This window comes from Streptomyces sp. NPDC103540 (assembly GCF_055584445.1).
This window is the reverse complement of the sequence record NZ_JBVJMA010000018.1, coordinates 39,355-63,350: the sequence shown is the minus strand read 5'-3', so window position 1 is coordinate 63,350 and position 23,996 is coordinate 39,355. Positions and strand designations below refer to the sequence as shown.

The 23,996-nt window shown below is 73.7% G+C and carries 24 protein-coding genes and 1 tRNA gene; 12 read left to right on the top strand and 13 right to left on the bottom strand.

Annotated features, from left to right (window positions below; genetic code table 11):
* Nucleotides 1-11: 11 nt before the first annotated feature.
* Entirely contained in the window at nucleotides 12-1,052 is a 1,041-nt protein-coding gene (locus ACZ6ZI_RS33615) for an MBL fold metallo-hydrolase (RefSeq protein ID WP_469527368.1), read from the bottom strand.
* Nucleotides 1,053-1,332: 280 nt separating this feature from the next.
* On the opposite strand from ACZ6ZI_RS33615, the gene ACZ6ZI_RS33610 reads away from it, so the two are divergent.
* Entirely contained in the window at nucleotides 1,333-1,749 is a 417-nt protein-coding gene (locus ACZ6ZI_RS33610; protein ID WP_469527365.1) for a hypothetical protein, read from the top strand.
* Between the two features lie 10 nt (nucleotides 1,750-1,759).
* Nucleotides 1,760-2,455 carry a VanZ family protein gene (locus ACZ6ZI_RS33605; protein WP_469527363.1) on the top strand — a complete coding sequence of 232 codons (696 nt, stop codon included), beginning with the start codon at nucleotides 1,760-1,762 and terminating at the stop codon, nucleotides 2,453-2,455.
* A 91-nt stretch (nucleotides 2,456-2,546) separates the two neighbouring features.
* On the opposite strand, the gene ACZ6ZI_RS33600 is transcribed toward ACZ6ZI_RS33605, so the two are convergent.
* The 6 genes from ACZ6ZI_RS33600 to ACZ6ZI_RS33575 form a co-directional block, all read right to left on the bottom strand.
* A complete protein-coding gene (locus ACZ6ZI_RS33600) occupies nucleotides 2,547-3,209 on the bottom strand; it encodes a DUF4230 domain-containing protein (RefSeq protein WP_469527362.1) in 663 nt (220 codons plus the stop codon).
* Between the two features lie 62 nt (nucleotides 3,210-3,271).
* Nucleotides 3,272-3,394: a hypothetical protein gene (locus ACZ6ZI_RS33595; RefSeq protein WP_469527360.1), complete on the bottom strand. Its 123-nt coding sequence runs from the start codon at nucleotides 3,392-3,394 to the stop codon at nucleotides 3,272-3,274.
* Nucleotides 3,395-3,538: 144 nt separating this feature from the next.
* Entirely contained in the window at nucleotides 3,539-4,003 is a 465-nt protein-coding gene (locus tag ACZ6ZI_RS33590; RefSeq protein WP_469527357.1) for an ATP-binding protein, read from the bottom strand.
* Between the two features lie 183 nt (nucleotides 4,004-4,186).
* A complete protein-coding gene (locus ACZ6ZI_RS33585) occupies nucleotides 4,187-5,140 on the bottom strand; it encodes an anti-sigma factor RsbA family regulatory protein (RefSeq protein WP_469527356.1) in 954 nt (317 codons plus the stop codon).
* Nucleotides 5,137-5,565, bottom strand: coding sequence for an STAS domain-containing protein (locus ACZ6ZI_RS33580; RefSeq protein ID WP_469527354.1), 429 nt, complete (start codon nucleotides 5,563-5,565; stop codon nucleotides 5,137-5,139). Before ACZ6ZI_RS33580 ends, ACZ6ZI_RS33585 begins: the two co-directional genes overlap by 4 nt.
* A gap of 11 nt (nucleotides 5,566-5,576) precedes the next feature.
* The gene (locus ACZ6ZI_RS33575; RefSeq protein ID WP_469527351.1) at nucleotides 5,577-6,497 is read right to left on the bottom strand and encodes a SigB/SigF/SigG family RNA polymerase sigma factor; all 921 of its coding nucleotides are present in this window, start codon (nucleotides 6,495-6,497) and stop codon (nucleotides 5,577-5,579) included.
* A gap of 223 nt (nucleotides 6,498-6,720) precedes the next feature.
* On the opposite strand from ACZ6ZI_RS33575, the gene ACZ6ZI_RS33570 reads away from it, so the two are divergent.
* From ACZ6ZI_RS33570 to ACZ6ZI_RS33560, 3 genes are all read left to right on the top strand, one after another.
* Nucleotides 6,721-7,068, top strand: a complete 348-nt coding sequence (locus ACZ6ZI_RS33570; protein ID WP_469527349.1) for an STAS domain-containing protein — start codon at nucleotides 6,721-6,723, stop codon at nucleotides 7,066-7,068.
* 99 nt (nucleotides 7,069-7,167) lie between these two features.
* Nucleotides 7,168-11,181 carry a HAMP domain-containing protein gene (locus ACZ6ZI_RS33565; RefSeq protein ID WP_469527346.1) on the top strand — a complete coding sequence of 1,338 codons (4,014 nt, stop codon included), beginning with the start codon at nucleotides 7,168-7,170 and terminating at the stop codon, nucleotides 11,179-11,181.
* 133 nt (nucleotides 11,182-11,314) lie between these two features.
* Nucleotides 11,315-13,783 carry a SpoIIE family protein phosphatase gene (locus tag ACZ6ZI_RS33560; protein ID WP_469527343.1) on the top strand — a complete coding sequence of 823 codons (2,469 nt, stop codon included), beginning with the start codon at nucleotides 11,315-11,317 and terminating at the stop codon, nucleotides 13,781-13,783.
* Nucleotides 13,784-13,802: 19 nt separating this feature from the next.
* Here ACZ6ZI_RS33560 and ACZ6ZI_RS33555 read toward each other — a convergent pair whose 3' ends face one another.
* Entirely contained in the window at nucleotides 13,803-14,270 is a 468-nt protein-coding gene (locus ACZ6ZI_RS33555; RefSeq protein WP_469527557.1) for an ATP-binding protein, read from the bottom strand.
* Between the two features lie 188 nt (nucleotides 14,271-14,458).
* Between ACZ6ZI_RS33555 and ACZ6ZI_RS33550 the strand changes: the two genes are divergently transcribed.
* Nucleotides 14,459-14,725, top strand: a complete 267-nt coding sequence (locus tag ACZ6ZI_RS33550) for a DUF4235 domain-containing protein (protein ID WP_469527341.1) — start codon at nucleotides 14,459-14,461, stop codon at nucleotides 14,723-14,725.
* Between the two features lie 58 nt (nucleotides 14,726-14,783).
* On the opposite strand, the gene ACZ6ZI_RS33545 is transcribed toward ACZ6ZI_RS33550, so the two are convergent.
* Nucleotides 14,784-16,001 (bottom strand): FUSC family protein, encoded by a 1,218-nt coding sequence (locus tag ACZ6ZI_RS33545; RefSeq protein ID WP_469527339.1) that lies wholly within the window; start codon nucleotides 15,999-16,001, stop codon nucleotides 14,784-14,786.
* A gap of 151 nt (nucleotides 16,002-16,152) precedes the next feature.
* Between ACZ6ZI_RS33545 and ACZ6ZI_RS33540 the strand changes: the two genes are divergently transcribed.
* From ACZ6ZI_RS33540 to ACZ6ZI_RS33530, 3 genes are all read left to right on the top strand, one after another.
* Nucleotides 16,153-16,620 carry a hemerythrin domain-containing protein gene (locus tag ACZ6ZI_RS33540; protein ID WP_469527337.1) on the top strand — a complete coding sequence of 156 codons (468 nt, stop codon included), beginning with the start codon at nucleotides 16,153-16,155 and terminating at the stop codon, nucleotides 16,618-16,620.
* Between the two features lie 35 nt (nucleotides 16,621-16,655).
* Nucleotides 16,656-16,973 carry a hypothetical protein gene (locus ACZ6ZI_RS33535; protein ID WP_469527335.1) on the top strand — a complete coding sequence of 106 codons (318 nt, stop codon included), beginning with the start codon at nucleotides 16,656-16,658 and terminating at the stop codon, nucleotides 16,971-16,973.
* 182 nt (nucleotides 16,974-17,155) lie between these two features.
* On the top strand, nucleotides 17,156-17,512 hold the full coding sequence (locus tag ACZ6ZI_RS33530) for an SH3 domain-containing protein (RefSeq protein ID WP_469527334.1): 357 nt from the start codon (nucleotides 17,156-17,158) through the stop codon (nucleotides 17,510-17,512).
* A gap of 98 nt (nucleotides 17,513-17,610) precedes the next feature.
* Here the strand turns inward: ACZ6ZI_RS33530 and ACZ6ZI_RS33525 are convergent, their stop codons facing one another.
* Nucleotides 17,611-20,004 (bottom strand): ADP-ribosyltransferase domain-containing protein, encoded by a 2,394-nt coding sequence (locus ACZ6ZI_RS33525; RefSeq protein WP_469527331.1) that lies wholly within the window; start codon nucleotides 20,002-20,004, stop codon nucleotides 17,611-17,613.
* Nucleotides 20,005-20,257: 253 nt separating this feature from the next.
* Nucleotides 20,258-20,533, bottom strand: coding sequence for a hypothetical protein (locus ACZ6ZI_RS33520; protein ID WP_469527329.1), 276 nt, complete (start codon nucleotides 20,531-20,533; stop codon nucleotides 20,258-20,260).
* A gap of 250 nt (nucleotides 20,534-20,783) precedes the next feature.
* Between ACZ6ZI_RS33520 and ACZ6ZI_RS33515 the strand changes: the two genes are divergently transcribed.
* The 3 genes from ACZ6ZI_RS33515 to ACZ6ZI_RS33505 all read left to right on the top strand — a co-directional run bounded on the left by ACZ6ZI_RS33515 (nucleotide 20,784) and on the right by ACZ6ZI_RS33505 (nucleotide 21,517).
* On the top strand, nucleotides 20,784-21,053 hold the full coding sequence (locus ACZ6ZI_RS33515; protein ID WP_469527326.1) for a hypothetical protein: 270 nt from the start codon (nucleotides 20,784-20,786) through the stop codon (nucleotides 21,051-21,053).
* A 29-nt stretch (nucleotides 21,054-21,082) separates the two neighbouring features.
* A tRNA-Ala gene (locus ACZ6ZI_RS33510) sits at nucleotides 21,083-21,155 on the top strand.
* A gap of 200 nt (nucleotides 21,156-21,355) precedes the next feature.
* Nucleotides 21,356-21,517: a hydrophobic protein gene (locus ACZ6ZI_RS33505; RefSeq protein ID WP_363058603.1), complete on the top strand. Its 162-nt coding sequence runs from the start codon at nucleotides 21,356-21,358 to the stop codon at nucleotides 21,515-21,517.
* Nucleotides 21,518-21,667: 150 nt separating this feature from the next.
* On the opposite strand, the gene ACZ6ZI_RS33500 is transcribed toward ACZ6ZI_RS33505, so the two are convergent.
* Entirely contained in the window at nucleotides 21,668-22,126 is a 459-nt protein-coding gene (locus ACZ6ZI_RS33500) for a C40 family peptidase (RefSeq protein WP_469527323.1), read from the bottom strand.
* Nucleotides 22,127-22,331: 205 nt separating this feature from the next.
* Nucleotides 22,332-23,759, bottom strand: a complete 1,428-nt coding sequence (locus tag ACZ6ZI_RS33495; RefSeq protein ID WP_469527321.1) for an FAD-binding oxidoreductase — start codon at nucleotides 23,757-23,759, stop codon at nucleotides 22,332-22,334.
* Nucleotides 23,760-23,996 lie beyond the last annotated feature (237 nt).

The following is a 23,996-nucleotide window of genomic DNA, read 5'->3' as shown; positions in this document are numbered from 1 at the left end:
GCGCGCGCCTCCTACGCCCGGTCGTGCGGGGAGGGCCGCGACCAGGGTGCTCCCGGGTCCCCGGACTCCGGACGCAGCCCGAGCTCGCGGAGCTGGTTGACCGCCGACATCGCGGTGAACAGCGTGTTCGGGTTGGCGCCGGCCGCGCCCGACGCGGCGAGCGCCCGCGCGTAACCGGCGGTGAACTCGTCCGGCCGCGCCCGCCCCTGCCGCCCCGTCAGGGCGAGCGCCGCCTCCTGGAGGGCGCACGCCCGCTCCAGCAGCCCGTCCAGGTACGCGACGGCCTCGGCGCCCCCGCGCACGGCGAAGGTGTGCCCGTCGGTGAGGAACGAGGCCTCGCCCTCCTCGAAGATCAGGGCGACGGCTCCGAGCACGGTCTGGATCTTGAGCTGATCGGCGTCGACCATCGCACCGCAGACTCCGTTGCCCTCGTCGGACAGGTGCAGCACGCCGCAGTCCCTCAGGTGCACGATCACGTGCCCGGCGCAGTGCCCCTGGCTGCGCAGCACCCGGACCGCGCCGTCGACGAAGCTCCAACCGCCGAACCGCGTCGAGCCGATCCGGATCCGCTCCGGGACCAGCTCCTCGTAGGTCCGCGTACCGGCGCCGAAGGGCCGCATCGGGCTGAACAGTGCCATCAGCCCCTCGGCGGCCCCCGCCGGGTCGGGCATCGCCACCATGCCGGCGACACGCGCGAGGGACCGCGCCCAGTAGGCGACCGGGTCCCGCATCTGGTCCAGGTCGGGGGCGGGCACGTAGTGCTCGGCCGGTACGCCCAGTTCGTCCACCAGGTCGTTGTTGCCCACGTGGTCGGGATGCCCGTGCGTGGTCAGCAGCAGTGCCCGGGACCAGGGGCCGACCCGCCGCGTCGCCTCCCGAAGCGCCGCGCGGAAGGCCGTCGTCACACCGGTGTCCACGAGGACCAGGGTGTCGCCGGCCCGGTGCACGAGGGCGTTGGCCACGTCCGGCCGGCCGTGGTCGAGGTCCAGTTCCCGCCCCAGGACCAGCACGGTCCTGTCGTCGATGTCGATCAGGTCGCCGAGCGCGGTCACGCGTCCTCCCGCGGTCTCGCCGGGACCGGCTCCGCCGCGCGACCGCCGCGGGCGGGGGCGACGTCGACGGGCCCCGAAGCCGTGACGGTCGACGGCGGGCGTAGAGCACCGGCCCGTCGGAGCGGGGCCGTGCCGCCCGCCTCGACGATGTCTACCACGGGCCGCCCGCCCGAGGGCGTACGCCGCCCCGGCGTCCGGCCGCGCCGCTTCGCCCCGTGTCCGGGCGGCGGCGGGCGGGCGCGCCCTGGCACCGGCGCGCCGTCGGCGCGAGGCTGGTGCCATGCGCCGTATGTCGTGGAACCTCGCCTTCCTCCTGTTGCCGCCCCTCCTCTCGGCCGCGGCCTGGGCCGCCTGGCTGGGCTGGGACCGGCACCGCGACGTCCACCCCGACGGCTCGCAGACGGGCCCGTACGAGGCCTGGCAGGTGATCGGACTGGTGCTGACCCTGATGGTCCCCGTCTACTGGGCCGCCTCCCGGGGCCACGTCGCGAGCGCGGTCCTCGGCACCACGGCCGGTGTGACCGCCGCCGCCTGGTACGACTGGTCGCACGACGCGAGCGGCCTCTTCGCGGTCGGCGTCGGCCTGGTCGCGGCGACCTGCCTCGTGGCCACCTTCGTCGCCTCCGTCTCGATCACCCACCTGACGCGCGGCGGTCGCGGCCGAGGAGGCACGCGTTCGGGGCGGCCCACGGGGTAGACGCGCCCGCATGACACGGAAGTACGCCTGGTGGCGTGACAGGGAATCAGCAGGCGCGGCCGAACCGGCCCCGGAGCGGACGGCCGCCGCGGGACCGGTCGCCGGCGGACCGGTCGCCGCAGGACCGGCCGCCGCCGGACCGGCCGTCGAACCGCTCGCCGCGGGGCCGAGGGCCCCCGTACACCCGGCCGTCCGCGCGCTGGCCATGACGGCCGCCTTCGCCGGGACCGTCCTGTTCAGCGTGGTACTGGCCCGGCTCACCCTGGAACCGTCCGCGGCCTCCGTACCCCTCGTCCACAGCAACGTGCGCCCGGGACACTCGATCAGCTCCTACCTCCACGGGACCTCGACCACCGAGGCCGTCCGCCAGTTGGGCGGGAACCTGCTGCTCGGACTGCCCTTCGGCGTGCTCCTGCCCGTCCTGATGCCCGTGGCCCGCGGGCTGCTGCGGGTCGGCGTCGTGATGGCCTGTCTGATGACCCTCGTGGAACTGATCCAGGGGGCCCTGGTCACCGGCCGCGTCTTCGACATCGACGACGTCATCCTCAACACGGCCGGAGCGCTCCTCGGCTACCTGCTGATCGGCCGACGGCTCGGCCGCGCCGTCCACCCGCGCCGCCGGCACTGGTGGCACCGGTGGGTCTCGCCCGAGACCGCGGGCCCCCGCGTCCCGGCGCCGGCGCGCGTCCGCCGACGGGACGGGTGACGGACCGCGGTGGACGGGCCGGACGGGCCCGGGTGGGGCGGCGCGGGTCGGCCGGGCGGCGCGGGTCGGTCGGAGCGGGCCGGGAGCCGCCTCACCCGTAGCGGACCTCGACCGTGCGGAAGCCGAGCGACCGCAGCAGGCCCTCCAGCATCGCCGTCGTGTTCCTCTCGGCGCGCTCCGCGAGTCCGCTCTCGCGGGCCGCCTCGGTGATGTGTCGTGCGGCCAGCTTCTGGACGGCCTGCTCACCGGCCGGGTTGTCGGAGAACAGGTCGCCGAGGCGGTCCAGCAGGCCGCGCTGCTTCGAGACCGCGTACGAGCGGTCCGGGTCCAGCGCGGCCTCTCCGAGCACCGGGCGCGGCAACCGGATCGTGGCCGCGGTGCGGTCGCCGTTCACGGTGACGCTCCGCTCGTCCAGCGCGCCCATGTCCACGTAGCCGCCGACCGTGCCCGCCCCCACGTACAGGGTGCGGGTCCCGCGGATGGCGTCCGGCAGGAACGCCGCGTCCTTCTCCAGGTCGACGACCACCTGGAAGTTGCCGACGGCCGCCTCGTAACGGTGCATGTCCCGCAGCGACTCGAGCAACGCCGGCCCGGACCGGTCCCGCGTCCGTTCGCCGAAGAGGTCGTCGAACCCCGGAACCAGGTCGAAGCGCGCCAGGAGCGCCACCAGCACCACGACCGCCGTCACGGCGACGGCGATCCTCACCCACCACGGGCGGCCGGGGCCGCCCCGTCGAACCGAAGAGGTCTCCATGTACCGCGCATACCCCGGGCGTTGATCGACAGGCCTCGACCGCGGCCCCGTCGGGAGACGGCTCAGCGGTGCCGGGCCAGGGAGTGGACGAGGAGCAGCAGCGCGAAGCCGATGACGACCAGGTGGATCCAGACGGGGCCGGGCGCGGGGGCCAGGGCCAGGGACGCGAAGGGATGCGATGTCATGTCCCGCGCCTGCCCCCGTCCGACGCGATGACGCGTCCGCGCCCACCCGGTACCGCGCGGAAGCCGAAGCGGAGCGCCCGCGGGTTCACGGGGAGGCGGTGTGACGCTCCAGGGCACCGCGCGGTCGCGGCGCCCGGCGGCGCGTCACCTGCCCGTGGACCTGCCGGAGGTCAGGCGGGACGCCTCGATCTCCGCCCAGACGGCCTTGCCGGTCTCGTGCGTACGGGTGCCCCAACGGTCCGAGAGGCGCTCCACGATGTACAGGCCGTGCCCGCCCGGCAGGCCGCGCTGCGGGGACGGGTGGCGGCGGGGCGGCGTCGTCGAGCCGTCGAAGACCTCGATCCGCAGGTGCTCGCCCGCCGTGAGGGCGAGTTCGACGCAACCGCCCGCGTGCAGGGACGCGTTCGTCAGCAGTTCGGACACGAGGAGCAGGACGTCGTCGGCGGTCTCGTTCCCGGCCCAGCCCCAGTCCAGCAGGGCCTGGTGGGTGAAGTCGCGGCCCTTGGCCACGTGGCCCCGGACGCCGGACAGGGCGAGCCTGCGCCGCTGCTCCGCGACGGAGGACCCGGCGCGCGGTGGCCCGCCGGTCTCCGGCCCCGTGGTTTCCACTGTGCTCTCCACCCCACCGTCGACACTGGTTTTCCTGCTGCCGGGAACGTCCGCGGTCCCGTACGCGTGGCGGACCACCTCCTGGCCCCTCCGCCCCGGCCGTCCTGACCGTCGCGGATCGCGCCCCGGCCCCCCGACCGGTGGCGGCGAACGCACCCGCGACATTCTAGGCGACGGCCGCTCTCACGAGGTCGCCATGTGCATTCTGAGCGTGAGCCCGGTGGCGCAGGCGCGGATCTCCACGAGGTCGCACAGCTGATGGATCATCCACAGGCCGCGGCCCCCGTCGGTCGACGTCAGGGAGGGGCGGCGGCGCCCCGCCAGCGGGTCGACCAGCCGGCCGCCGTCGCGGATCTCGGCCACGATCCCGGTGCCACCGACGCGCCACAACCGCAGCGAGCCCGATCCGCCCCCGTGGGCACACGAGTTCGCGGCGGCCTCGCTGACCGCGAGGACCAGGTCGCCGCGCCGGGCCGGGCTCAGGGCCGTGCCGCGGGCCCAGGCGTCGACGTACTCGCGCACCGCGCCCAGCTGCCCGCGGGCGTACTCCAGCCGCGGCCCCGCGCCGCCTTCGGGCTCGGGCAGGGGCGGATCGCAGTCGGCGCGGACCCCCGCGGGGTCCACGTGGACCGGGCCGGCCGGGTCCGCCTCCTCCCCGATCACCGTGGGGTGGGTGCGTCGGGCGTCGGCCACCACCGAGGCCGGCAGACCGAGGGCGTCGTACGGGCACAGGACGGTCGCGGGGCGCCCCGCGAAGGCCGTGTCGATCAGCGCCTCGTGCCGGGTGGCCTCCAGGACCTCGGCCCGCGTGCGACCGGGCCAGATGGGCTCGCCCACGATCCGGGCGGGCCGGCCGACGTGCCGGTCGGCGAAGTCCTGGAGCGCGGCCAGGATCCGGCCGGGATTGCGGCCGAGGACCGTCATGTCCGTCCAGGTGACCTCGTGCTCGTCGACGTCGATGCTGTCGCGCAGCGCCTTCAGCCGGGGCCCGGGAACGGCCACCAGCACCGGCTCGTCGGCGGCGAGGGCGTCGGTCACGAACCCTCCCACCGCCTCCAGGTACTGCGCCTGTCCCTCGTAGAACAGGGCGGGGTGGACGAAGGCCCCGGGGTCGGTGGACGCGGGAAGGTTGATCATGCTGCGACCTCCAGCGCGGCACATTCGTCCGGGAACATCTCCACGACCCTGCGGAGCGAGTACGGCGGGTGGTGCAGCAGCAGCCGCCGCCCCTGTCCGGTGACCGCGGCGGTGGCCCCCACCAGGGCGGCGACCGCCGCCGCGTCGAGGAACGGGACGGCGGCGAGGTCGAGGTGGACGACCTTGCCGGGGATGCGGACCACGACACCGAGGGCCGCGCTCAGGATCGGCCGGGTGTCGAGGTCACAGCTGCCGATCAAGAGCGCGCCGGGACGGTCGGGCAACGGCCGGGCCGTCAGGCTCGGATCCTGCCCCGGTCCGGTGTTCGCGCAGCCCGTCACCGCGTCCGCCCATGCCACGTCGTCGTAGAGCGCCCGCGCGCCGACGGGCGGGACGCAACCGTCGTGCCGGTGGGGTGAGGGCATGCGACTCACGCCTACCCGGAGAGCATTCCGGCGCGCAGCCGGGTCAGGGTCCGCGACAGCAGTCGCGAGACCTGCATCTGCGAGATGCCGAGCTCGGCGCCGATCTCCGCCTGGGTCTTCTCCTGGCCGAAGCGCAGCCGCAGGATCAGTCGGTCGCGCTCGTCCAGCTCCTCCAGCAGGGGGGCGAGGGTGTGGAAGTCCTCGAAGAGCTCCATCGCGGGGTCGACCTCGCCGAGCCGCTCCGCCAGCGGGCGCGTCGCCCGGGCCGTCGTCGAGGGCTCGTCGTTGTCGGCGCTGTCGAGGGAGCCGCTGGTGTAGCCGTTCGCGGCGACGAGCCCGTCGATGACCTCCTCCTCGGTCAGTTCGAGGTGCTCCGCCACCTCCCGGACCGTCGGGGCGCGGCCCAGGACGTCCGTCAGCGCCTCCTGCGCCTTCGCGAGCTCCATGCGCAGTTCCTGGAGCCGGCGCGGTACGTGCACGGCCCAGGTGGTGTCGCGGAAGTAGCGCTTTATCTCACCGGTGATGTACGGCAGGGCGAGCGTGGAGAACTCGACCTCGCGCTCGGGGTCGTAGCGGTCGATGGCCTTGATGAGCCCGATGATCCCCACCTGGATGATGTCGTCCATGTCCAGGCCCCCGCCCTGCACGCGGGCCCGGAACCGGCGCGCGGCGAACTGGACCAGTGAGAGGTTCATCTCGATGAGGGTGTTGCGGGCGTACTGGTACTCGCGGGTGCCCTCCTCCAGGGTGCGCAGGCTCACGAAGAAGAGCCGGGAGAGCTCGCGCGCGTCGGAGGGCGCCATCTCCCGGGCGTTCTTCACCTCGGGCAGTTCCACGTCCCGCGCCGGGGCTCCCGCCGGGCCGGACCCGGCGGGGGCGCACTGCGCGACTGCTGCGTGAACGGGGCTTACGGCGGTGGCCGAGCGCGACATGGTGGGCGCTCCCTCCCGATTGACTGACGACTGTTCGGGCGCTCTTGCCCCCGAAATCGCGTCTCACACGGTCCACCCCGAACTTTTCCGTCGGGCGTGCTCTCGACCGACGGTCTGTCAGCCGGCCTCGTCCGCGCGTCCGGAGGCCGGGGGCCGCGAACGGCCGGTGAACAGGCATACTCCCTTGCGGAGACCGTACAGATGACGATCCGGGGAGGCGGACATGACCGGGGCAAGGGACACGAACGACGAGGGCGTGGTCGGCGGCGTCCACCCGGCCGGCGCCGGATGGGTGGTGTCGGCGCGCGGGGAGCTCGACCAGGACACGCTGGGTCCTCTGGAGGAGGCGCTCGCCTCCGCCGCCGCCCGCCACCCGGTGGTGGTCCTCGACGCGGGCGCCATCACCTTCGGGGACTCCTCGTTCCTGAACCTGCTGCTGCGCCTGCACCACTCGACCACGCTGCGCATCGCCTCCCCGGGCGAACAGTTGAGCAGGCTGTTCGCGTTGACGGGCGCCGATTCCGTGCTCTCCCTGCACCCCAGCGTCGAGGCGGCCGTCGCCGCGTCCTGACGGGCGCCGGCCGGCCCCCGGGCCCGCCCCGCCCCTGTTTCAATTCCTGTTCCTGTCCCGTGCACCGGCACGGTCGTTTTCCAGAATGAGGTCGTCGGGATGGCTGAGCGGACGGGCCCGGAGTCGGCGAGCAGGCCTGCCGCGCTGCTGGGCGAGGACGGGATCGGCGAGTCGGAGCTGCGCCGGTTGCTGGCCGGCCTCACCGCCGTGCGGGACGGGGACTTCCGTACCCGGTTGCCCGATACGGCGGACGGGCTCCTCGGGGAGATCGCGACGGTCTTCAACGGGATGACCGACCAGCTGTCGCTGTTCACGTCCGAGGTCACGCGGGTGGCCCGCGAGGTGGGCACCGAGGGGACGCTCGGTGGTCAGGCGGAGGTCCCGGGCGTCGGCGGGGCCTGGCGGGACCTCACGGATTCGGTCAACTTCATGGCCGGAAACCTCACCGCCCAGGTGCGTTCCATCGCCCAGGTCGCCACCGCCGTGGCCAAGGGCGACCTGTCGCAGAAGATCAACGTCGCCGCCCGCGGGGAGATCCTGGAGCTGAAGGAGACCATCAACACGATGGTCGACCAGCTGTCGGCCTTCGCGGACGAGGTCACGCGGGTGGCCCGCGAGGTGGGTACCGAGGGTCGGCTCGGTGGTCAGGCGGACGTCAAGGGCGTCTCCGGCACCTGGAAGGACCTGACGGAATCGGTCAACGTCATGGCCGACAACCTGACCGCCCAGGTGCGTTCCATCGCCGAGGTCACCACGGCCGTGGCCCAGGGCGACCTGACGCAGAAGATCCGGGTGGACGCGCGCGGGGAGATCCTGGAGCTGAAGGAGACCATCAACACGATGGTCGACCAGCTGTCGGCCTTCGCGGACGAGGTCACGCGCGTGGCCCGCGAGGTGGGCACCGAGGGCAACCTAGGCGGCCAGGCCACGGTCCGGGGCGTTTCCGGCACCTGGAAGGACCTCACCGACAACGTCAACGTGATGGCGTCCAACCTCACCGGCCAGGTGCGTTCCATCGCCCAGGTCGCCACCGCCGTGGCCCGGGGCGACCTCTCGCAGAAGATCGTGGTGGAGGCGGAGGGCGAGGTCGCCGCGCTGGCCGGGGTCATCAACACGATGGTGGACACCCTCTCGGCGTTCGCGGACGAGGTCACGCGGGTGGCCCGCGAGGTGGGCACCGAGGGCCGGCTCGGCGGGCAGGCGCACGTCCCCAACGTGGCGGGGACCTGGAAGGACCTCACCGACAACGTCAACTCCATGGCGAACAACCTCACCGGTCAGGTCCGCAACATCGCCCTCGTCACGACGGCCGTCGCCAACGGCGACCTGTCGAAGAAGATCGACGTGGACGCCCGCGGGGAGATCCTGGAGCTGAAGACCACCATCAACACGATGGTCGACCAGCTGTCCTCCTTCGCCGCCGAGGTCACGCGCGTGGCCCGCGAGGTGGGCAGCGAGGGACGGCTCGGCGGCCAGGCCGAGGTCGAGGGGGTCTCCGGCACCTGGAAGCGGCTGACGGAGAACGTCAACGAGCTGGCCGGCAATCTCACCCGCCAGGTCCGGGCCATCGCCGAGGTCGCCAGCGCCGTCGCCGAGGGCGACCTGACGCGCTCGATCACCGTCGACGCCTCCGGCGAGGTCGCCGAACTCAAGGACAACATCAACTCGATGGTCGGCTCGCTGCGCGAGTCCACCCGCGCCAACCAGGAACAGGACTGGCTCAAGACCAACCTCGCCCGGGTCTCGGACCTCATGCAGGGCCACCGCGACCTCGCCGTCGTCGCCGAGCTCGTGATGGACGAGCTGACCCCACTCGTCGCCGCCCAGTACGGAGCCTTCTACCTCGCCGAGGACGGCCCCCACGGCACCGAACTCACCCTCGTCGGCTCCTACGGCCGCCCCGCCGGCACCGGCGAGCGCACCCGCTTCGCGCTGGGCGAGTCCCTCGTCGGACAGGCCGCCCGCAGCCACCGGATCATCGCCACGGACCAGGTGCCCGCCGCCTACGTGATCTCCTCGGGCCTCGGCCACACCACCCCCGGCAGCCTGATCATCCTGCCCATCGTGGTGGAAGACCAGGTGCTCGGCGTGATCGAGCTCGCCTCCTTCAGCGCCTTCACCCCCGTGCACCGCGACTTCCTCGGCCAGTTGATGGAGACCATCGGCGTCAACGTCAACACGATCGTCGCCAACGCTCGGACGGACGAACTCCTGGGCGAGTCCCAGCGCCTCACCGGCGAACTCCAGGCCCGCTCGGCGGAACTCCAGGTCCAGCAGGAGGAACTCCAGCGCTCCAACGCCGAACTGGAGGAGAAGGCCGCCCTCCTCGCCAGCCAGAACCACGACATCGAGGCCAAGAACCTGGAGATCGAACAGGCCCGGCAGGAACTGGAGGACCGCGCCCAGCAACTGTCGCTGGCCTCCAAGTACAAGTCCGAGTTCCTGGCGAACATGAGCCACGAGCTGCGGACACCGCTCAACAGCCTGCTGATCCTGGCCCAACTGCTCGCCCAGAACCCGACCCGCAACCTCTCCCCGAAGCAGGTCGAGTACGCGGGCATCATCCACTCGGCCGGCTCCGACCTCCTCCAGCTGATCAACGACATCCTCGACCTCTCCAAGGTCGAGGCCGGGAAGATGGACATCAATCCCGAACGGGTCCACCTGCCCCAGCTGCTGGAACACGTCGACGCCACCTTCCGGCCGATGACCACCCAAAAGAGCCTCGACTTCACCGTCACCACCGCCCCCGACGCCCCGGCCGACCTGCTCACCGACGACGCGCGACTGCGCCAGATCCTGCGCAACCTCCTCTCCAACGCCGTCAAGTTCACCGAACGCGGCGGAGTCGAGCTGCGCATCGAACCGGCCACGGCACCCGAGGTCCCCGCCGGCCTGCCCGGCCGCGGCCCCGTGGTGGCCTTCCGGGTCCGCGACACCGGCATCGGCATCCCCGAGCAGCACCTGGAGTCCGTCTTCGGCGCCTTCCAACAGGCCGACGGCACCACCAGCCGCAAGTACGGAGGCACCGGCCTCGGGCTCTCCATCAGCCGTGAGATCGCCCAGCTCCTCGGCGGCGCCGTCACCGCGGAGAGCACCCCGGGGCAGGGCAGCACCTTCACCCTCTACCTGCCGGTCAGCCGGGCCGACTACGAGGCCTCGCCCCTGCCCGACCCGTCGGCGCCGGCCGCCCACGACGGCTCCGCGTCCGGCTCCGAGCCGGGTCGCGCGGGCCTCCTCCTCCCGCCGCAACGCCAGACCCGGCGCCTCCTGGTGATCGAGGAGCGCCCCAACGGGCTGCTGTCCCTCGTGGCCGAGAGCGCCGACCGGGACATCGCCCCCGGCCACCGCTCGGTGGGGGACCACGGGGGCATCCAGGTGGTCAACGCGACGAGTTCGCGGGAGGCCGCCGCGGCCCTGGCATCCGACTCGTTCCACTGCGTCGTCCTCGAACTCGACATGCCCGACGGCGAGGCCCTGCGCTTCCTCGACGCCCTCGACGGAGACCCGGCCCTGTCCGCCCTGCCGGTCCTCGCGCACAACAACCCCCGCCTGAAGACGGGCCAGGACAGGGCGCTGCGGGAGCGGAGCGCCTCCCGCCACCTGGAACTCCTGTCGAGCCTGGACGAGCTGCGCGAACGGATCGTCCTGCACCTGTCCGCCGACCAGCCGGGGGACGTGCTCCCCCTCGGGAACGGCGCGGAGCGCCAACAGACCGCCCACGTGCTCGACGACGACCTGGCCGGCCGGACCGTCCTCGTCGTCGACGACGACGCGCGCAACCTCTACGCCCTCAGCGGCGTCCTCGAACTCCACGGCGTCCGCGTCCTGCACGCCGAGGACGGGCGCAAGGGCATCGACACGCTCCTGCGCAACACGGGCGTCGACCTGATCCTCATGGACGTGATGATGCCGGAACTGGACGGCTACGCGGCCACCGCCGAGATCCGCCGGATGCCCTCCTACGCGGGCCTGCCCATCATCGCGGTCACCGCCAAGGCGATGCCCGGCGACCGCGAGAAGAGCCTCGCCGCCGGGGCCAGCGACTACGTGACCAAGCCCGTGGACACCGACGACCTCATCGCCCGCGTCCGGCACTGGCTGACACGATGACGCCCGCCGCCCCGCCCGCCCCGGGAGCCCCCGGGGCGCCCGTGACATCGGCGGACGCACGACCCGCACGCGTACGCCCCGTACGGCCCGGCCCCGCGGACCCGGACCGCCCCAGCAAGGAGTCGGCAGCACGGTGAGCACCCCCGACACACAGCGCTACGACGACCGGCCGCCCGCGGGAGCCGCGGTCGCGGGGCCCGCGCGGGGCGCCGTACCGCACCAGGCCCCCTCGCCCCTGGGGCGGCTGGTGGCCACCGTCGAACGGTTGCGCCGCGAGGTGCGGGAGGCGCACGCGGCGGCCGACGGGAGGGCCCTGATCGAGCTCGCCAAGGGCATCCTGATCGGGCAGATCGGCTGCACCCCGGCCGCCGCGGCGCACCAACTCGACGAGCTGTGCCGCGAGAGCGGGCTGTCCCCGCTCGAACTCGCCGCCGACATCGTCAACCAGGCCGCCCGCGACCACGTCAGCGAGGTCGCCGCCGAGTTCGTCGAACGCACCGCCGGCGCGGCCCCCACCGGCACCGGCGCCCGCCCCGACACCAGCGGGTCCGCCGGCCCGGACGCGGAGCCCGCCACCGTCGCCGTGCGGCTGCGCACCGCCGAGAGCGGCGTGCTGGCCGCCGCCGACGACACGCAGGCGGTGGCCGAGTCCCTCCTGACCAACGCCCTGGCACCGCTCGGCGCCGTCGCCGTCGCCGTGTGGACCGCGGCCTCGGACGGTTCCCTGGCCCTCGCGGGCCACGCGGGCTTCCCGCCCGGGGAGGCCGCCCGCTGGCGCCACGTACCGCCGGGCGTCTCGACCGTCGCCGGTCTGGCCCTGCGCGAACGGCGCCTGGTCGACCTCGCCCGCCTCGAACCGGGCGGACCCCCCTCCATCGGCCGTCTCCACTGGCCCGAGGGCGGCCGCGTGGCCGTACCGGCCGGGACCGGTGGACGGATACACGGCGTCCTGGAGATCTGCTGGCCCGGGCCCCTGGCACCCCAGCCCCCGCGGATCGAACGTCAGATCGAGGCCCTCGCGGAACTCTGCGCCCGCACCATGGACACCTCGCCCCCGCGCGACCACGCCGCCGCCGAAGCCGTGCTCCCCGACGTGGCGGAGCTGATCGACCTCGCCGAAGGGCTGCACGACCCCGCCGTCGTCCTCACCCCGGTGATCGACGCCGAGGGACGCCTGGGCGACTTCCGCATCCGGCACGCCGGCAGCCGCTTCGTCGACCCCGCCGGCCGGCCGCGCGGCGACCTCAACGGCGCCCTGCTGCTGGAGGCCTACCCGATGGCCGCCGGCGAGAGCGGACTGTTCGACATCATCGAGCGCGTGCACGCCACCGGCGAACCCTTCCGGGCCCGACGCATGAGCCTGACCGCGCTCGTCGACCAGATCCCCCTCACCTCCGTCGCGGACATCAGCGTCAGCCGACACGGCGCGGCCGTCCTGCTGATCTGGCGCGTCGAGGACGAGACGGCGCGACTGGCCGACCTCCTCCAGCACGCCCAGCGCCTCGGCCGGATCGGCGGCTTCGAGGAGAACCTCCTCACCGACGAGGTCACCTGGAACGCCCAGCTGTACGCCCTGCACGGACTGCCCGCCACGGCGCCCCCCGTCCGACTGCGCGAGCTGCCCGACTACGCCCACCCCGACGACTCCGCGGCCCTGGGCCGGTTCCTGCGCGCGGTGCTGGGCTACCGCCGCCCGGCCTCCGTCGACCTGCGGCTGCGCCGGGCCGACGGGATCACCCGCCACATCCGCGTCGTCGCCGAACCCGTCCTCGACGCCGACGGGCGCCTGCACGCCGTACGGGGCGCCTACCAGGACGTCTCCGCCCAACACTGGACCGAGGTGGCCCTCGCCGCGACCCGGGACCAACTCGCCCACACCGCCGCCGAGTCCGCCGAACGCAACCGGCTCGCCCTGCAGCTCCAGCACGCCATCATGCCCCCGACCCCGCAGGCCATCGAGGCCCCGGGCCTGCGGGTCGCCGTCCGCTACCGCCCCGCCGAGACCGAGTCGCTCGTCGGCGGCGACTGGTACGACACCGTCGTACTGCCCTCGGGGCTCGTCATGCTCTCCGTGGGGGACGTGGCCGGCCACGGCATCGAGGCCGCCACCGGCATGGTCGTCCTGCGCAACGCCCTGCGCGGCCTCGCCGTCACCGGAGCGGGGCCCGCCCAGCTGCTGTCCTGGCTCAACACCGTCACCCACCACCTGGCCAAACACGTCACGGCCACCGCCGTCTGCGGGATCTTCGACCCCCGCACACGGGTGATGCGCTGGGCCCGCGCCGGCCACCTGCCGCCCGTACTCGTGCGCGGCGACGACGCCGAGGCCTTCCCCCTCATCGAGGGCCTGCTCCTCGGGGCGCTCCCCGACGTGACCTACGCCGAGCGGGAAGTGCGCCTCGAACCGGACGACACCCTCCTGATGTACACGGACGGGCTGGTCGAGCGCCGGGACTCCTCGGTGCAGGACTCGCTCGGCCACCTCGTACAGGCGGCCGCCTCCTGCGCCGGAGACCTCGACCGCCGGCTCGACCGGCTCCTCGTCGAGAGCCGCTCCGACACGGACGACGACACCTGCGTGATCGGCATCCAGGTCGGCTGACGGCACGCCCCGCGCGGCGTCAGCCGACCCGGACGCCGCGCGGTCGGCCCGAGCGCAGCCGGGCCCCGTCGATCTCGGCCCACACCACCTTGCCGTGCGCGTGGGTCTCGCAGCCCCAGCGGTCGGCGAGCCTGCGCACTATCCACAGGCCGTGCCCGCCCGGGGCGCCGGGGCGGGCCGCGGGCGGCGCCTTCGGCAGGTCGCCGCCGCCGTCGTACACCTCGACGCGGAACGCGTCCCCGCCGCGGAGCGCCAGCTCGTGACAGCCACCGGCGTGCAGATTGGCGTTCGTGACGAGCTCGGACACCACCAGGAGCGCGTCCTCCGCGGTGTCGAGACCGTCCCAGCCCCAGTCCCTGAGCGCCTCACGGGCGAACTCGCGACCCCGCGCGACCGGCCGGCCCGCGCCGCGCAGGCCGAGCCGGCGGCGCTGGCGCACGGCAGGTGCGCGGGCACCCGATGTGGGCCCGCCGGTGTCCGCTCCCATGGTGCGCACGTGCTCTCACCCCGTCCTCGGCTTCGTGGTCTCGTGTCGTCCCGTGGCGCCCTTGTACCCGCCCAGCCCGAACGGACACCCCGGGACCGGCGACGTTCGCCGAGAGCCGCGGTGTGTGCGCGACCCCCGCGGGGGAAGACGGGCCCGTGACGGAGCCGACCACGAAGCGGAGGTCCGCCATGAACGCAGCGAAGGTCGCCTACAAACCGGTCGGCACGGCCCTCGGGGCCGGGGCCGGCCTGTTGGCCGGTGCGCTGTTCACACGGGTGTGGAAGCTCGCCGGCCACCAGGACGACGCCCCGAACGCCACCGACGAGGATCGCCGGTGGCGCGAGATCCTCATCGCGGCCGCCGTTCAGGGAGCCGTCTTCGCCCTGGTCAAGGCGGCCGTGGAACGGTCCGGCGCGGTCGCCGTCCGCCGCCTGTCGGGAACCTGGCCCGGCTGAGCGACCTCCGCTCCGCGGCCGATCGGCATCCCTCCCGGACCGGCCGTCCGGGAGGACCTCAGCGGCGGCCCGCCGGCGCCCCACGACGCCGCGGCCGCACCGGTCGCCGCAGCCGGCCGCCCCGCTCGCGCCGGGTGCGCGCGTGCCGGTCCAGCTCCTCCACGAGCCGCTCGGACCGCTTCTCCACCCCCAGCTCGTCCAGCACCCGGTCCACCTCCGCGAGCAGGGCGCCGTAGAGCTGCCATTCCCCCGGGTGCGCCCGCGCCCGCTCCGCCAGCAGCCGCGCGGCCCGCTCCCGGCAGGTCCGGGCCGCCTCCAGCTCCCGCGCCAGCGCGGTCTCCGCCTCCTGCGCGCTCGAACTGATCTGGGCGGTGATCAACACCGCGAAGCTCTCGACGGCGACCGCCGTGTGCCCGAACAGCTCCCGCAGCGCCCCGGCCGCCTCGTCCGGAAACAGGGATCCGTCGCCGCGCGCCCGGGCCAGGTCCGTCAGCGTGCGGCAGGACATCCGCAGCACCACGGCGCAGATCTCCAGCGTGTCCAGGCCCGTACGCAGCACCAGCCGGAACAGCAGCCCCTCCTTCACGCGGGGGTTGAGGCGCAGGCTGTCCTCGGCCCGCCGCAGCGCCGCGTCCACCTCGGTGATGTCGCCGTCCAGGCGTCGTGCCTCGTGCAGCCGGGCCGTCGCCCTCTCGACCGGAGTGTGCTCGGCCAGTTCGTCGCCGAGGTGGACGAGCAGGTCGCGCATCCGCCGCGACAGCGAGGCGATCGCCTCGTTCGCGGGCGCCACCCACACCGGCGGCGCGAGGAAGAGGTTGAACAGGAGCCCCACCACGGCCCCGATCAACGTCTCCAGCACCCGGTCCCAGGCGGTCGCCGCCACCCGTGTCACCCCGAGCACCAGCATCGCGCTGATCGCGACCTCGGGCACGAACTCGTCGACCCGTACGAGGTGGCCGACGATCAGCGAGGTCAGGATGACCAGCCCGAGGCTCCACCAGGTCAGGCCGACGAGGGTGCTGAACCCGATGGCGACCAGGACGCCCGCGACGACGGAGTTCACCCGTCTGATCCCGGTGGTCAGCGTGGTGTACAGCGTCACCTGCACCACGAGCAGCGCGGTCAGCGGCGCCGTCAGGGGCGCGGGCTCGCTGCTCAGCCACAGCGCGACGACGTAGGACACGACGGCCGCCGCCGTCGAGCGGATCGTCTGGAGGACGATCGGCTCCCGACGACGGCCTATCAGGGAACGTACGGGGACGATGACGTGCTGCATGTGTGCCCGCCTTCCCAGAAATCACTTTGGCACCACACGTCACATGCGCCACGAGCTGCCGCGCCGGCCGTTAGCCCGGGGCCACCCCGGGTACCCGCGCGACAGGCCGGCGCCGGGCCGGTCGTCGACCCCACGGGAAGGGAGCCGTGCCATGGCACACGGAGGCGATGTCATCGCCGAACTGACCGCACAGCACCGCGAACTGGACGAGATGTTCGACATCATCGAGCGCGCGCCCGCGCCGGTCGAACGGCAGACCACCGCCGCGCGGCTGACCGCCGGCCTCGCCCGGCACGCGACGGCCGAGGCGGAGCACCTCCACCCGGCCGTCCGCGACCACCTGCCCGACGGCGGCCTCGTCGCGGACCAGGAACTCGCCGCGCACGCCCGGATCGCGCGGATCCTCGGCGACCTCGAAGGGCTCGACGCCGGCCGGCCCGACTTCGACCGGCTCATCGTGGTACTGAAGGCCGAGGTCACCGCGCACGTGTGGGCCGAGGAGGAGAACCTCTTCCCGCGGCTGCGGCGCGCACTGTGCCCCGACCGGCTGCGCACGCTCGGCGAGGAGGTCCGACGGACGCAGGCGGCCGGCCCGCACGCTCACCCGGTGCGGTCCTGAGCGGTTCGACCCGCACCGCCGCGTAGGCTCGCGCGATGACGGACAACGAGATCCAACTCAAGGCGATCGCCGCGCTCACGGCCCTGCGCTCCGGTGCCGACAGCGAATTCGTCTCGAACCTGTTGGGAGAGGTGGTCCCCAGCGAGTTCGTCGTCCCGGTCGGCGCCGGCGTGGAGGAGACGGGCCTGGCGGTGCTGCGACAGGTCTCGCAACCCCTCAACGCCCTGGTGAACGGGTTCATCCTCGCCTTCGACGTGGTCGCCACCGCCCTGGACGGCGCCGGAGTCGACACCGACACCGAGGAGCTGCTCCAGGCCCTCGCCCTCAGCCTGGCCGCGGAGGACACCGACTGACCCCGCGCTCCGCCCGCACCCGCACCCCGGCAGTGGGTGCGGGGTGCGCGGAGCGGGAACGGCGGGGCCAACCGGGGGAATTCGGGCGTGTCCACCCCCGTCGCGCCCGATTCGCGCGGATAGTCGCTGAGGGCGTCGAAGGCGCCCGACGCACGTCGATTCGCTGAAGCGAGGGCTCGCACATGAAGAAAGCACTGCTCGTGATGGCCGTCGGAGCGGCCCTGGCGGTCGGCCCGATGGCCGCCGCCCCCGGTTGGACCGCCGAGCGGCAGGCGACGCCGTCGGCGACGCCCGCCGCGCCGAAGGCCGCCCACCCGGTGGGAGAGGTCACCTCCAACGCCCCCCTCCACGTCCGCCAGAAGCCCACGGTGTACTCCAAGGTCGTCAAGACGCTGCGACCGCACCAGCGCGTACGGCTCAACTGCCAGAAGCGGGGCGGCTGGGTGGACGGCAACCCCGTCTGGTACCGCCTCCAGGGCGTCAACGGCTGGGTGTCGGCCCGCTACGTACACAACCTCCAGTCCGTGCGCCCCTGTTGATGACGCGCTGACGCGGGGCGCGGGGCTCCCGGTCACCGGACCGGTCATCGGACCCGGTGAGCGGGAGCCCCGCGGCCGTCACCGGCGCGGGAGCCGGATCAGGACACGAGGGGAGCGACGTCCGTCACCTCGGTCAGCCTCACCGTGCACAGGCCGCCCCGCTCGCTGCGGACGTCCGTCACCTTGAGCTGCGTGCCCGGCGCGAGGATGTACTCCTCCTCCCCGGTGAACGCCGAGAAGTTGCGGATCCCCACGGCCCGGGCCGGTGTCACCTCGAAGAGCGTCCGCTTGCCGCGGCTGCCCAGGAAGGACCGGGCCACGTTCGGCTCGGAGGTGCACGAGGAGACCCCCCACCAGGTCACCGTCCGCCCCACCGGGTACTGCGCGCGCAGGTCCAGCGACACGCCGCGCCACAGCGACCGGTCGTGGTTCGGCAGCCCCGAGACGGCCGAGAACAGCAGCCGCAGGTAGGGCAGGTACGGCGTGACCCGGCCGCGGTCGGGGGAGCGCAGGACGGCGTTGATCTCGCGGTAGAAGGCGGACTCGCACGTGTACAGGTAGAGGGCGGAGATCGCGTCGGCGGACAGGCCGGCGGCCGACTCGTCCGCCCGCCGCTTGCCGAAGTCGAGCGACCGGTCGATGTGCCCCGAGAGCCCCGCCAGCGTCTCGGCCACGGGCGCGACGGCCTCCCGGAAGTCCAGGAGCGGGGTGTCGAACACACCGGTGATCGCGGGGAGGACCAGGCCCTCGTCCTTCACGCTGGTGAGGCGTTCCAGGTACATCTGGTGCAGGTTCATGGTCGACTCGATGAAGGCGCCCATGCGCGCCGCGACGGCGCCGTCCGAACCGCCGTCGCCGGCCGTCCCCTCGTCCCAGCCCTTGCTCGGCAGCCAGTCGACCCCGTCGGCGCCCAGCGAGGCGAGGGCCTCGTTCACCATGCCGAAGTGCTCGCCCTCGCAGAACAGGTCGCCCTGCGCGGCCGGGTTCGCGTGGTCGATGTGCCGGACCTCGACGTCCGGGTACTTCTCCTGGAGCCGCAGGACGATTCGCTTCAGGCTGCGGGCGTGCGCCCCCCACCAGGCGAACACGACCCCGCGGTCCTCCTCGTCGGCGTCCTGCTTGGCCTTGAGGATCTCCTCGACGATCCGCTCGGCGACCGGCCGCCAGAACGCCGTGTGCCGGTCCGCGCCCATCGCCCCGTCACCGCTCGCGGTGAGCGAGGCGTTCAGCAGCAACACGCCCTGCGTCAGCATCGCCTGGAACCACTCCGGCGGCTGGACGGTGTCCCGCTCCTTCAACAGCGCACGCACGTCCGCGATGGGCGTCTTCTTGGCGATGCCGTACTTCCACATCGCCGCCGCCTTGATGATGCAGCGGATGCTGACCACCCGGCCGAACTGGCTGTCCTTCCAGTCGTTGAACGTGTTGTCGAACATGGCGATGCCCGTCGCGCTCTCCGGGCGCGGGTACGGGTTCTGCCCGAAGACGACGACCTTCCACTTGTGCGGCGGATGGGGCTTGAGCGCCTGGAACGTCAGCTCGCGCACCGGTACCACCTCGGGGCTGCGCCCCTTGCCGATGAACCGGGCGGCCTCCGGCTGCGCCTCGATGACGGGCGCCAGGAGGGGCAGCCAGGGCTCGCCGCCGCCGTCGAAGAGCGGCGCGAGCCCCAGCGGATCGTTCGCGTCGGTCGGGTTGGTCACGGCGTTCGCCTCGGTGGGGTCGGTGGGGTCGGTCGGGTTGGTCACGTCGGTCACGGGGGAGGGGCCTTCGTTCGTCGCGGCGGCGGTGGGGTGGACAGGGGGGTGCGCGTGCGGCGGGGCGGACGCCGCGGCCGGCGGCGGCACGATGCGGACCCGCTGCTCGACCGGCGCGTCCTCGATGCCGCCCAACTGCGCGGTGATCGTGGCCCGCAGCTCGTCGTCGTCCTCGAACCAGTGGTCGTGGAAGAGCGTGTAGCCGGTCCACATCAGGTTGGCGCAGACCCGGGCCGGCACCCGCCCCGTCTGCGCGCCCATCCCGACCAACGCCACCGACCGGATGCTGCCCGGCGCCTTCCGGTTCTGCCGGTGGACGGCCTGGAACGCGGCGGCGCACGCCAGGGCCACGTTCAGCGTGGCACTCACGTTCTGCGAGGACCCCACCATCGTCGGCGTCGATATCAGGAACCGGGGCACGGCCGCCCCCGAGGGGACGCAGACCGCGCTGCCCACCGGGAGGGCGCCGGAGAACCGGTCGCGGATCGCCCGCCGCACGCGCAGCTGGATCCCGGATCCGAGGTAGCGCTTGATGACGGCGTCGACGCCACCGTCCATCCGCCCCTGGGAGTTGGTCGGGGTGACCCAGGCGTCGACGTCCTCGTCGAGGATCGAACCCTTGCGGATCTCGATGCCGGGGGTGTCGGCGAACGCCGCCCGCCACGCCTCCACCACACGCTCGTTGACGTCTGTCAGCACCACCCTGAGCGCAGGCTGAATACCGCTCTCGGTCATCGTCCACTCCTTGTCGGAAAACGCCCTTGGCAACACCCCGAACCTAGCCCCCACCACTGACAACACGACTTCGGTGAAGCGTCGGTGACCTCGCGTCACGATTCCGGAACGAGGTCCGGAAGCCGGTGGGGGCCGGCCCCGGGAGGCCGTCGTGCGCGCTCGCGGGCGCACGACGGACCGGCCGCCCGCCCCCGGTGGGGCGGACGGCCGGCGCCGTCTCGGAGCGGGTCTCGAAGGGACCTCGCGGGCGGTGCTACCTCGGCTCGTGGGCGGCCGTGCGGCAGGCGCCGTTGGCGGCGCCGCCGGGGACGCCCGCCTCGGTCATGCCGCTCACGCAGCCCTGTAGATCGCCGCTCACGCCGAGCCGGCAGGCGGCCGTCACCGCGTCGGTGTCGGCGGCGCCCGCCTGGCCCGCCAGCCGGGTGCACGCGGGGATGTCCGCCCGGGCGGCGGGGGCGGCGAGCGCGGCGCCGCCGAGGGTGAGGGTCAGGCCGGCGAGGACACCGGCGAAACGGGTCGACCTGCGCATGGGAGCACCTGCTTTCCGGGACTTCCGCTTTCCGGGACTTCGCTCACGCGACCTCGCGCCGGCCCGCTCCGAAGCCACCCGCGGGCCACGCGCCCCTCCCGCTGTCTTAACCGTACGACCGGGCCCACCCCACCACGAGCCGGAATGGGACCCGGAGGTTTCCGGTCCGGCCGGCCGGGCACGCGCCGGGCGTGAAAGGGATGGTGGGAGTGGTGGGGGCGGTGGGGGTCGACGTACGAGGAGGACGATCATGGAAGACCAAGGCGGCGCCGGAGGCGCCCCCCTGCACGGCCACGACGACGAGCGACGGCGGCGGGCGCCGCACGTCGCACGGCGCTCCGAGGCCGACCCGGCCGACGCGGCCCGGCCCGAGGGCCTCGGGCCCGTGCGGGCCCGGGACACGGACGAGGCGAGTCGGCTGGACCGCCCCGACGACGCCGGCGCCGGTCCCGGTTCCGGTCCCGCGTCCGAGCGGCGCGGGCGCGGGACCGCACATCGGCAGAAGGGTGCGGGCGCGTAGGGGCGCTGCTCTATGATCACGGGCGGAACGGGGTCGTAGCGCAGTGGTCGTCGCGCCCTCACCGCATGTGGGAGGACGCCGGTTCGAATCCGGTCGGTCCCGTTCCGTCCGTCTTTCATCCTTCGTTGCGGCAGGGTCGCGAATTCTCGCCGACCCTGCCGTTTCGGCGCGATGGGTGCCCCTCGCGTATTTCGCGCCGAATGCCGGGAGGTCGCGAGGAATTCGGCCGGGGAAATCCGTGGGCCGCGGGCGTGCATGGGGGAGGGGGTCGGGGGCATACGGCTCCCTGGAGGTTGATAAACATGGTTCCCCTGCTTCTGGTGCTTCTGCTCGCCGTGCTTCTTTTCGGCGCGGGTTTCGCGATCAAGATCCTGTGGTGGATCGCTCTGGCGGTCCTGGTGCTCTGGCTCGTCGGATTCGTCGCCCGTCCCAAGGGGAGCAGCGGGCGGTGGTACCGCTGGTAGTCGGAAGAACGTCCCTCGGGACGTCCTTCGGGACGGGTGAAAGCGTCCGGCGTCCGACGCCGCGGGGGTGATCCCGTCTTCCGATCCCGGTCCGGGGGCCGCGCCGACGCGGCCCCCGGGCCTCGGCGCGTCAGGGGTCGTCGTGCGGGCTCAGTTCGCCCGGGTGTAGTGCACCGCGCCCGTCCAGATGCGTTCGAGCCTTACGCGGGTGCCGGGTTGGGGGGCGTGCCAGATCTTGTCGTGGCCGGCGTAGATGCCGACGTGGCCCATGGTCCGCCCGCTGGGGAAGAAGACCAGGTCGCCGGGGGCGCGCCGGTCGCGCGGGATGCGGCGGGTGTTCTCGTACTGCGCCTCCGCCGTACGGGGCAGGGTCCGGCCCGCCTCGCGGAAGGCGTAGAGGGTGAGGCCCGAGCAGTCGAATTCCCTGGGCCCGGTGGCGCCGTAGACGTAGGGGGCGCCCTTCTTGGAAGCGGCGACCGCGACGGCCTTTATGCCGTAGGAGGAGGCGGCCTGGGCGGGGTTGGCCGGGACGAAGAGGGCGGCGATGGAAATGACCAGGACCAGTGCCGGAGAGCGATGGCTCTCCCGGCGTTTATTCCTGTTCGGCAATCGTGATACCTCCGCATTCAGATTCAGGAACAAGACCGTGATGGTGACTGTTCTGTTCTCGGTGACTGCGTATCGGCTGCCGATAAGCGCCTAATTTGCCCGAAGTGTTCGCGATCGAGAGGGTCGGACACGGCGCGGAAATGTCTCGGTTGGGCAAAACAACCCGAGATGATATGCCTAATCCGGGACGGGCCGCGTGCGCCGGCTACAGGCCGTGGCACCCCGCGCGGCGCCTCGTCAGGATCCCGTCGGGGTCGTGGTGGGCACCGATCTCGCGCAGCCGCGGCAGGTTGCCGCCGTGGTAGGCGGTCGCGGCGTCGGCAAGCGCCGGGTCGGTGTAGTTCGGGTAGGCGTGGCCGTTGCCGTACGGGGCCAGCGCCGCGTGCAGGAGGTCGACCGTGCGCGCGCTCGCCCCCGCCGACCGCTCCGGCCCGGCGGGGTCCCACTCGCTGCGGCACTGTGCCAGGAAGGCCGCCCGCCGGTGCCAGAACGCCGTCTCGCGCGGCTGCGGGTCACGGGCCCGGCCGCCCCACGGCGTGAGGGCCACGGCGCCCCCCACCTCGCGGGGGGCGCCGTCCAGCACGTCGAGCACCGCGGCCGCGCCGACCTCGTCGAGGGCCCCGTCCAGGTAGTGCGACCGCGTCGCCGAGGCCCACCGGGGCGCGGTTCCCGGTCCGTCCTCCATCCCCGCGAACCAGCGCACCGTCCCGACGAACGACAGGCGGCGCACCTCCCGTCGGGCCCCCGGACCCACCTCGCGCAGCAGCGCCGCCAGCCGACCCTCCACGTCCACTTCCGGGCCGATCCCCACCCCCCGCACCCGTGCGAACGCGCCCCCGCCGGGCTCCGTGCCGAGCACCAACTGGGACCACAGCTCCGCGGGCGCCCCCGACGCCCACTCCTGCCACGCGCCCGGCACCCGCCGCGTCGCCGAGGACTCCCAGCGCAGGGTGAACACCGTGCACGGCGCCGTCGCCCAGGCACGACACAGCAGCGAGGTGACGACACCGGGAACCGCGTGCCCGCCACCGCGCACCGCCCACCACAGGTCCGGCTCGCGGTCGGGGCCGCACTCCACGACCCGCCCGTCGGCGAGCACCACCCGGGCCCCGACCACCGCGTCGCAGGTCAACCCCCGGGCGCGGCTGAAGGCCCCGTGACCGCCGCCCAGGGCCAGGCCGGAGAAGCCCACACCGGGACACGTCCCGCCGGCCACGGCCACCCCCGACCGGGCGAGGCGCCCGTAGACCTCCCCCTGGCGGGTTCCCGCGCCCACCCGCCACAGCCCCTCCTCGGGCCGCACGCCCGCCAGCCGCGACACGTCGATCACCAACGGTCCGCGGCTGGAGCACCCGCCGAAGCAGTGCCCCCCGCTGCGCACGCCGACCCCCACGCCCCGGGACCGCGCGAACTCCAGGCAGCGGGCCACGTCCGCCTCCCGCGCGCAATGGGCGATCGCCTCCGGTCGGGACCCGTCCGCGAACCGGGCGTTGTACGGGAGTCGCGACCGCTCGTGGTCGGCGGTTCCGGGGAGCGACAGGCGCCCCGCCAGGGCGCGTTGCAGCGGGCCCCAGTCGTCGCCCGCCTCCCGTCCGTCCCGCGGGCGACCGGCCGCCCCGGAGGATCCGCTCATGACACCGTCCTCAACCGTCCCCGGCCGCCGCTCTCGCACTCCCGTTCCCTTCCCCCGGGACCGGGCCCCCACCCCGACCGCGCCGTTCGGATCACGTCGGGCCCGTGGCCCGCCGCATCCCTTCCGCCGCATCCCTTCCGCCGCATCCCTTCCGTCGCATGCCGTCCGCCGTCCGCCGTCCGCCGTCCGCCGTCCGCCGTCCGGCGTCCGGCGAACGCGCCCGCCACCCGCACCCGG

What these genes read in the sequence shown, in the direction of transcription:
- ACZ6ZI_RS33550 (WP_469527341.1), top strand. Translation starts at nt 14,459, where the DNA reads ATGAACGCAGCGAAGGTCGCCTACAAACCGGTCGGCACGGCCCTCGGG.
- ACZ6ZI_RS33575 (WP_469527351.1), bottom strand. Translation starts at nt 6,497, where the DNA reads ATGTCGCGCTCGGCCACCGCCGTAAGCCCCGTTCACGCAGCAGTCGCG.
- ACZ6ZI_RS33585 (WP_469527356.1), bottom strand. Translation starts at nt 5,140, where the DNA reads ATGATCAACCTTCCCGCGTCCACCGACCCCGGGGCCTTCGTCCACCCC.
- ACZ6ZI_RS33520 (WP_469527329.1), bottom strand. Translation starts at nt 20,533, where the DNA reads ATGCGCAGGTCGACCCGTTTCGCCGGTGTCCTCGCCGGCCTGACCCTC.
- ACZ6ZI_RS33605 (WP_469527363.1), top strand. Translation starts at nt 1,760, where the DNA reads ATGACACGGAAGTACGCCTGGTGGCGTGACAGGGAATCAGCAGGCGCG.
- ACZ6ZI_RS33570 (WP_469527349.1), top strand. Translation starts at nt 6,721, where the DNA reads ATGACCGGGGCAAGGGACACGAACGACGAGGGCGTGGTCGGCGGCGTC.
- ACZ6ZI_RS33525 (WP_469527331.1), bottom strand. Translation starts at nt 20,004, where the DNA reads ATGACCGAGAGCGGTATTCAGCCTGCGCTCAGGGTGGTGCTGACAGAC.
- ACZ6ZI_RS33540 (WP_469527337.1), top strand. Translation starts at nt 16,153, where the DNA reads ATGGCACACGGAGGCGATGTCATCGCCGAACTGACCGCACAGCACCGC.
- ACZ6ZI_RS33515 (WP_469527326.1), top strand. Translation starts at nt 20,784, where the DNA reads ATGGAAGACCAAGGCGGCGCCGGAGGCGCCCCCCTGCACGGCCACGAC.
- ACZ6ZI_RS33580 (WP_469527354.1), bottom strand. Translation starts at nt 5,565, where the DNA reads ATGCCCTCACCCCACCGGCACGACGGTTGCGTCCCGCCCGTCGGCGCG.
- ACZ6ZI_RS33600 (WP_469527362.1), bottom strand. Translation starts at nt 3,209, where the DNA reads ATGGAGACCTCTTCGGTTCGACGGGGCGGCCCCGGCCGCCCGTGGTGG.
- ACZ6ZI_RS33565 (WP_469527346.1), top strand. Translation starts at nt 7,168, where the DNA reads ATGGCTGAGCGGACGGGCCCGGAGTCGGCGAGCAGGCCTGCCGCGCTG.
- ACZ6ZI_RS33595 (WP_469527360.1), bottom strand. Translation starts at nt 3,394, where the DNA reads ATGACATCGCATCCCTTCGCGTCCCTGGCCCTGGCCCCCGCGCCCGGC.
- ACZ6ZI_RS33555 (WP_469527557.1), bottom strand. Translation starts at nt 14,270, where the DNA reads ATGGGAGCGGACACCGGCGGGCCCACATCGGGTGCCCGCGCACCTGCC.
- ACZ6ZI_RS33505 (WP_363058603.1), top strand. Translation starts at nt 21,356, where the DNA reads ATGGTTCCCCTGCTTCTGGTGCTTCTGCTCGCCGTGCTTCTTTTCGGC.
- ACZ6ZI_RS33545 (WP_469527339.1), bottom strand. Translation starts at nt 16,001, where the DNA reads ATGCAGCACGTCATCGTCCCCGTACGTTCCCTGATAGGCCGTCGTCGG.
- ACZ6ZI_RS33535 (WP_469527335.1), top strand. Translation starts at nt 16,656, where the DNA reads ATGACGGACAACGAGATCCAACTCAAGGCGATCGCCGCGCTCACGGCC.
- ACZ6ZI_RS33610 (WP_469527365.1), top strand. Translation starts at nt 1,333, where the DNA reads ATGCGCCGTATGTCGTGGAACCTCGCCTTCCTCCTGTTGCCGCCCCTC.
- ACZ6ZI_RS33495 (WP_469527321.1), bottom strand. Translation starts at nt 23,759, where the DNA reads ATGAGCGGATCCTCCGGGGCGGCCGGTCGCCCGCGGGACGGACGGGAG.
- ACZ6ZI_RS33530 (WP_469527334.1), top strand. Translation starts at nt 17,156, where the DNA reads ATGAAGAAAGCACTGCTCGTGATGGCCGTCGGAGCGGCCCTGGCGGTC.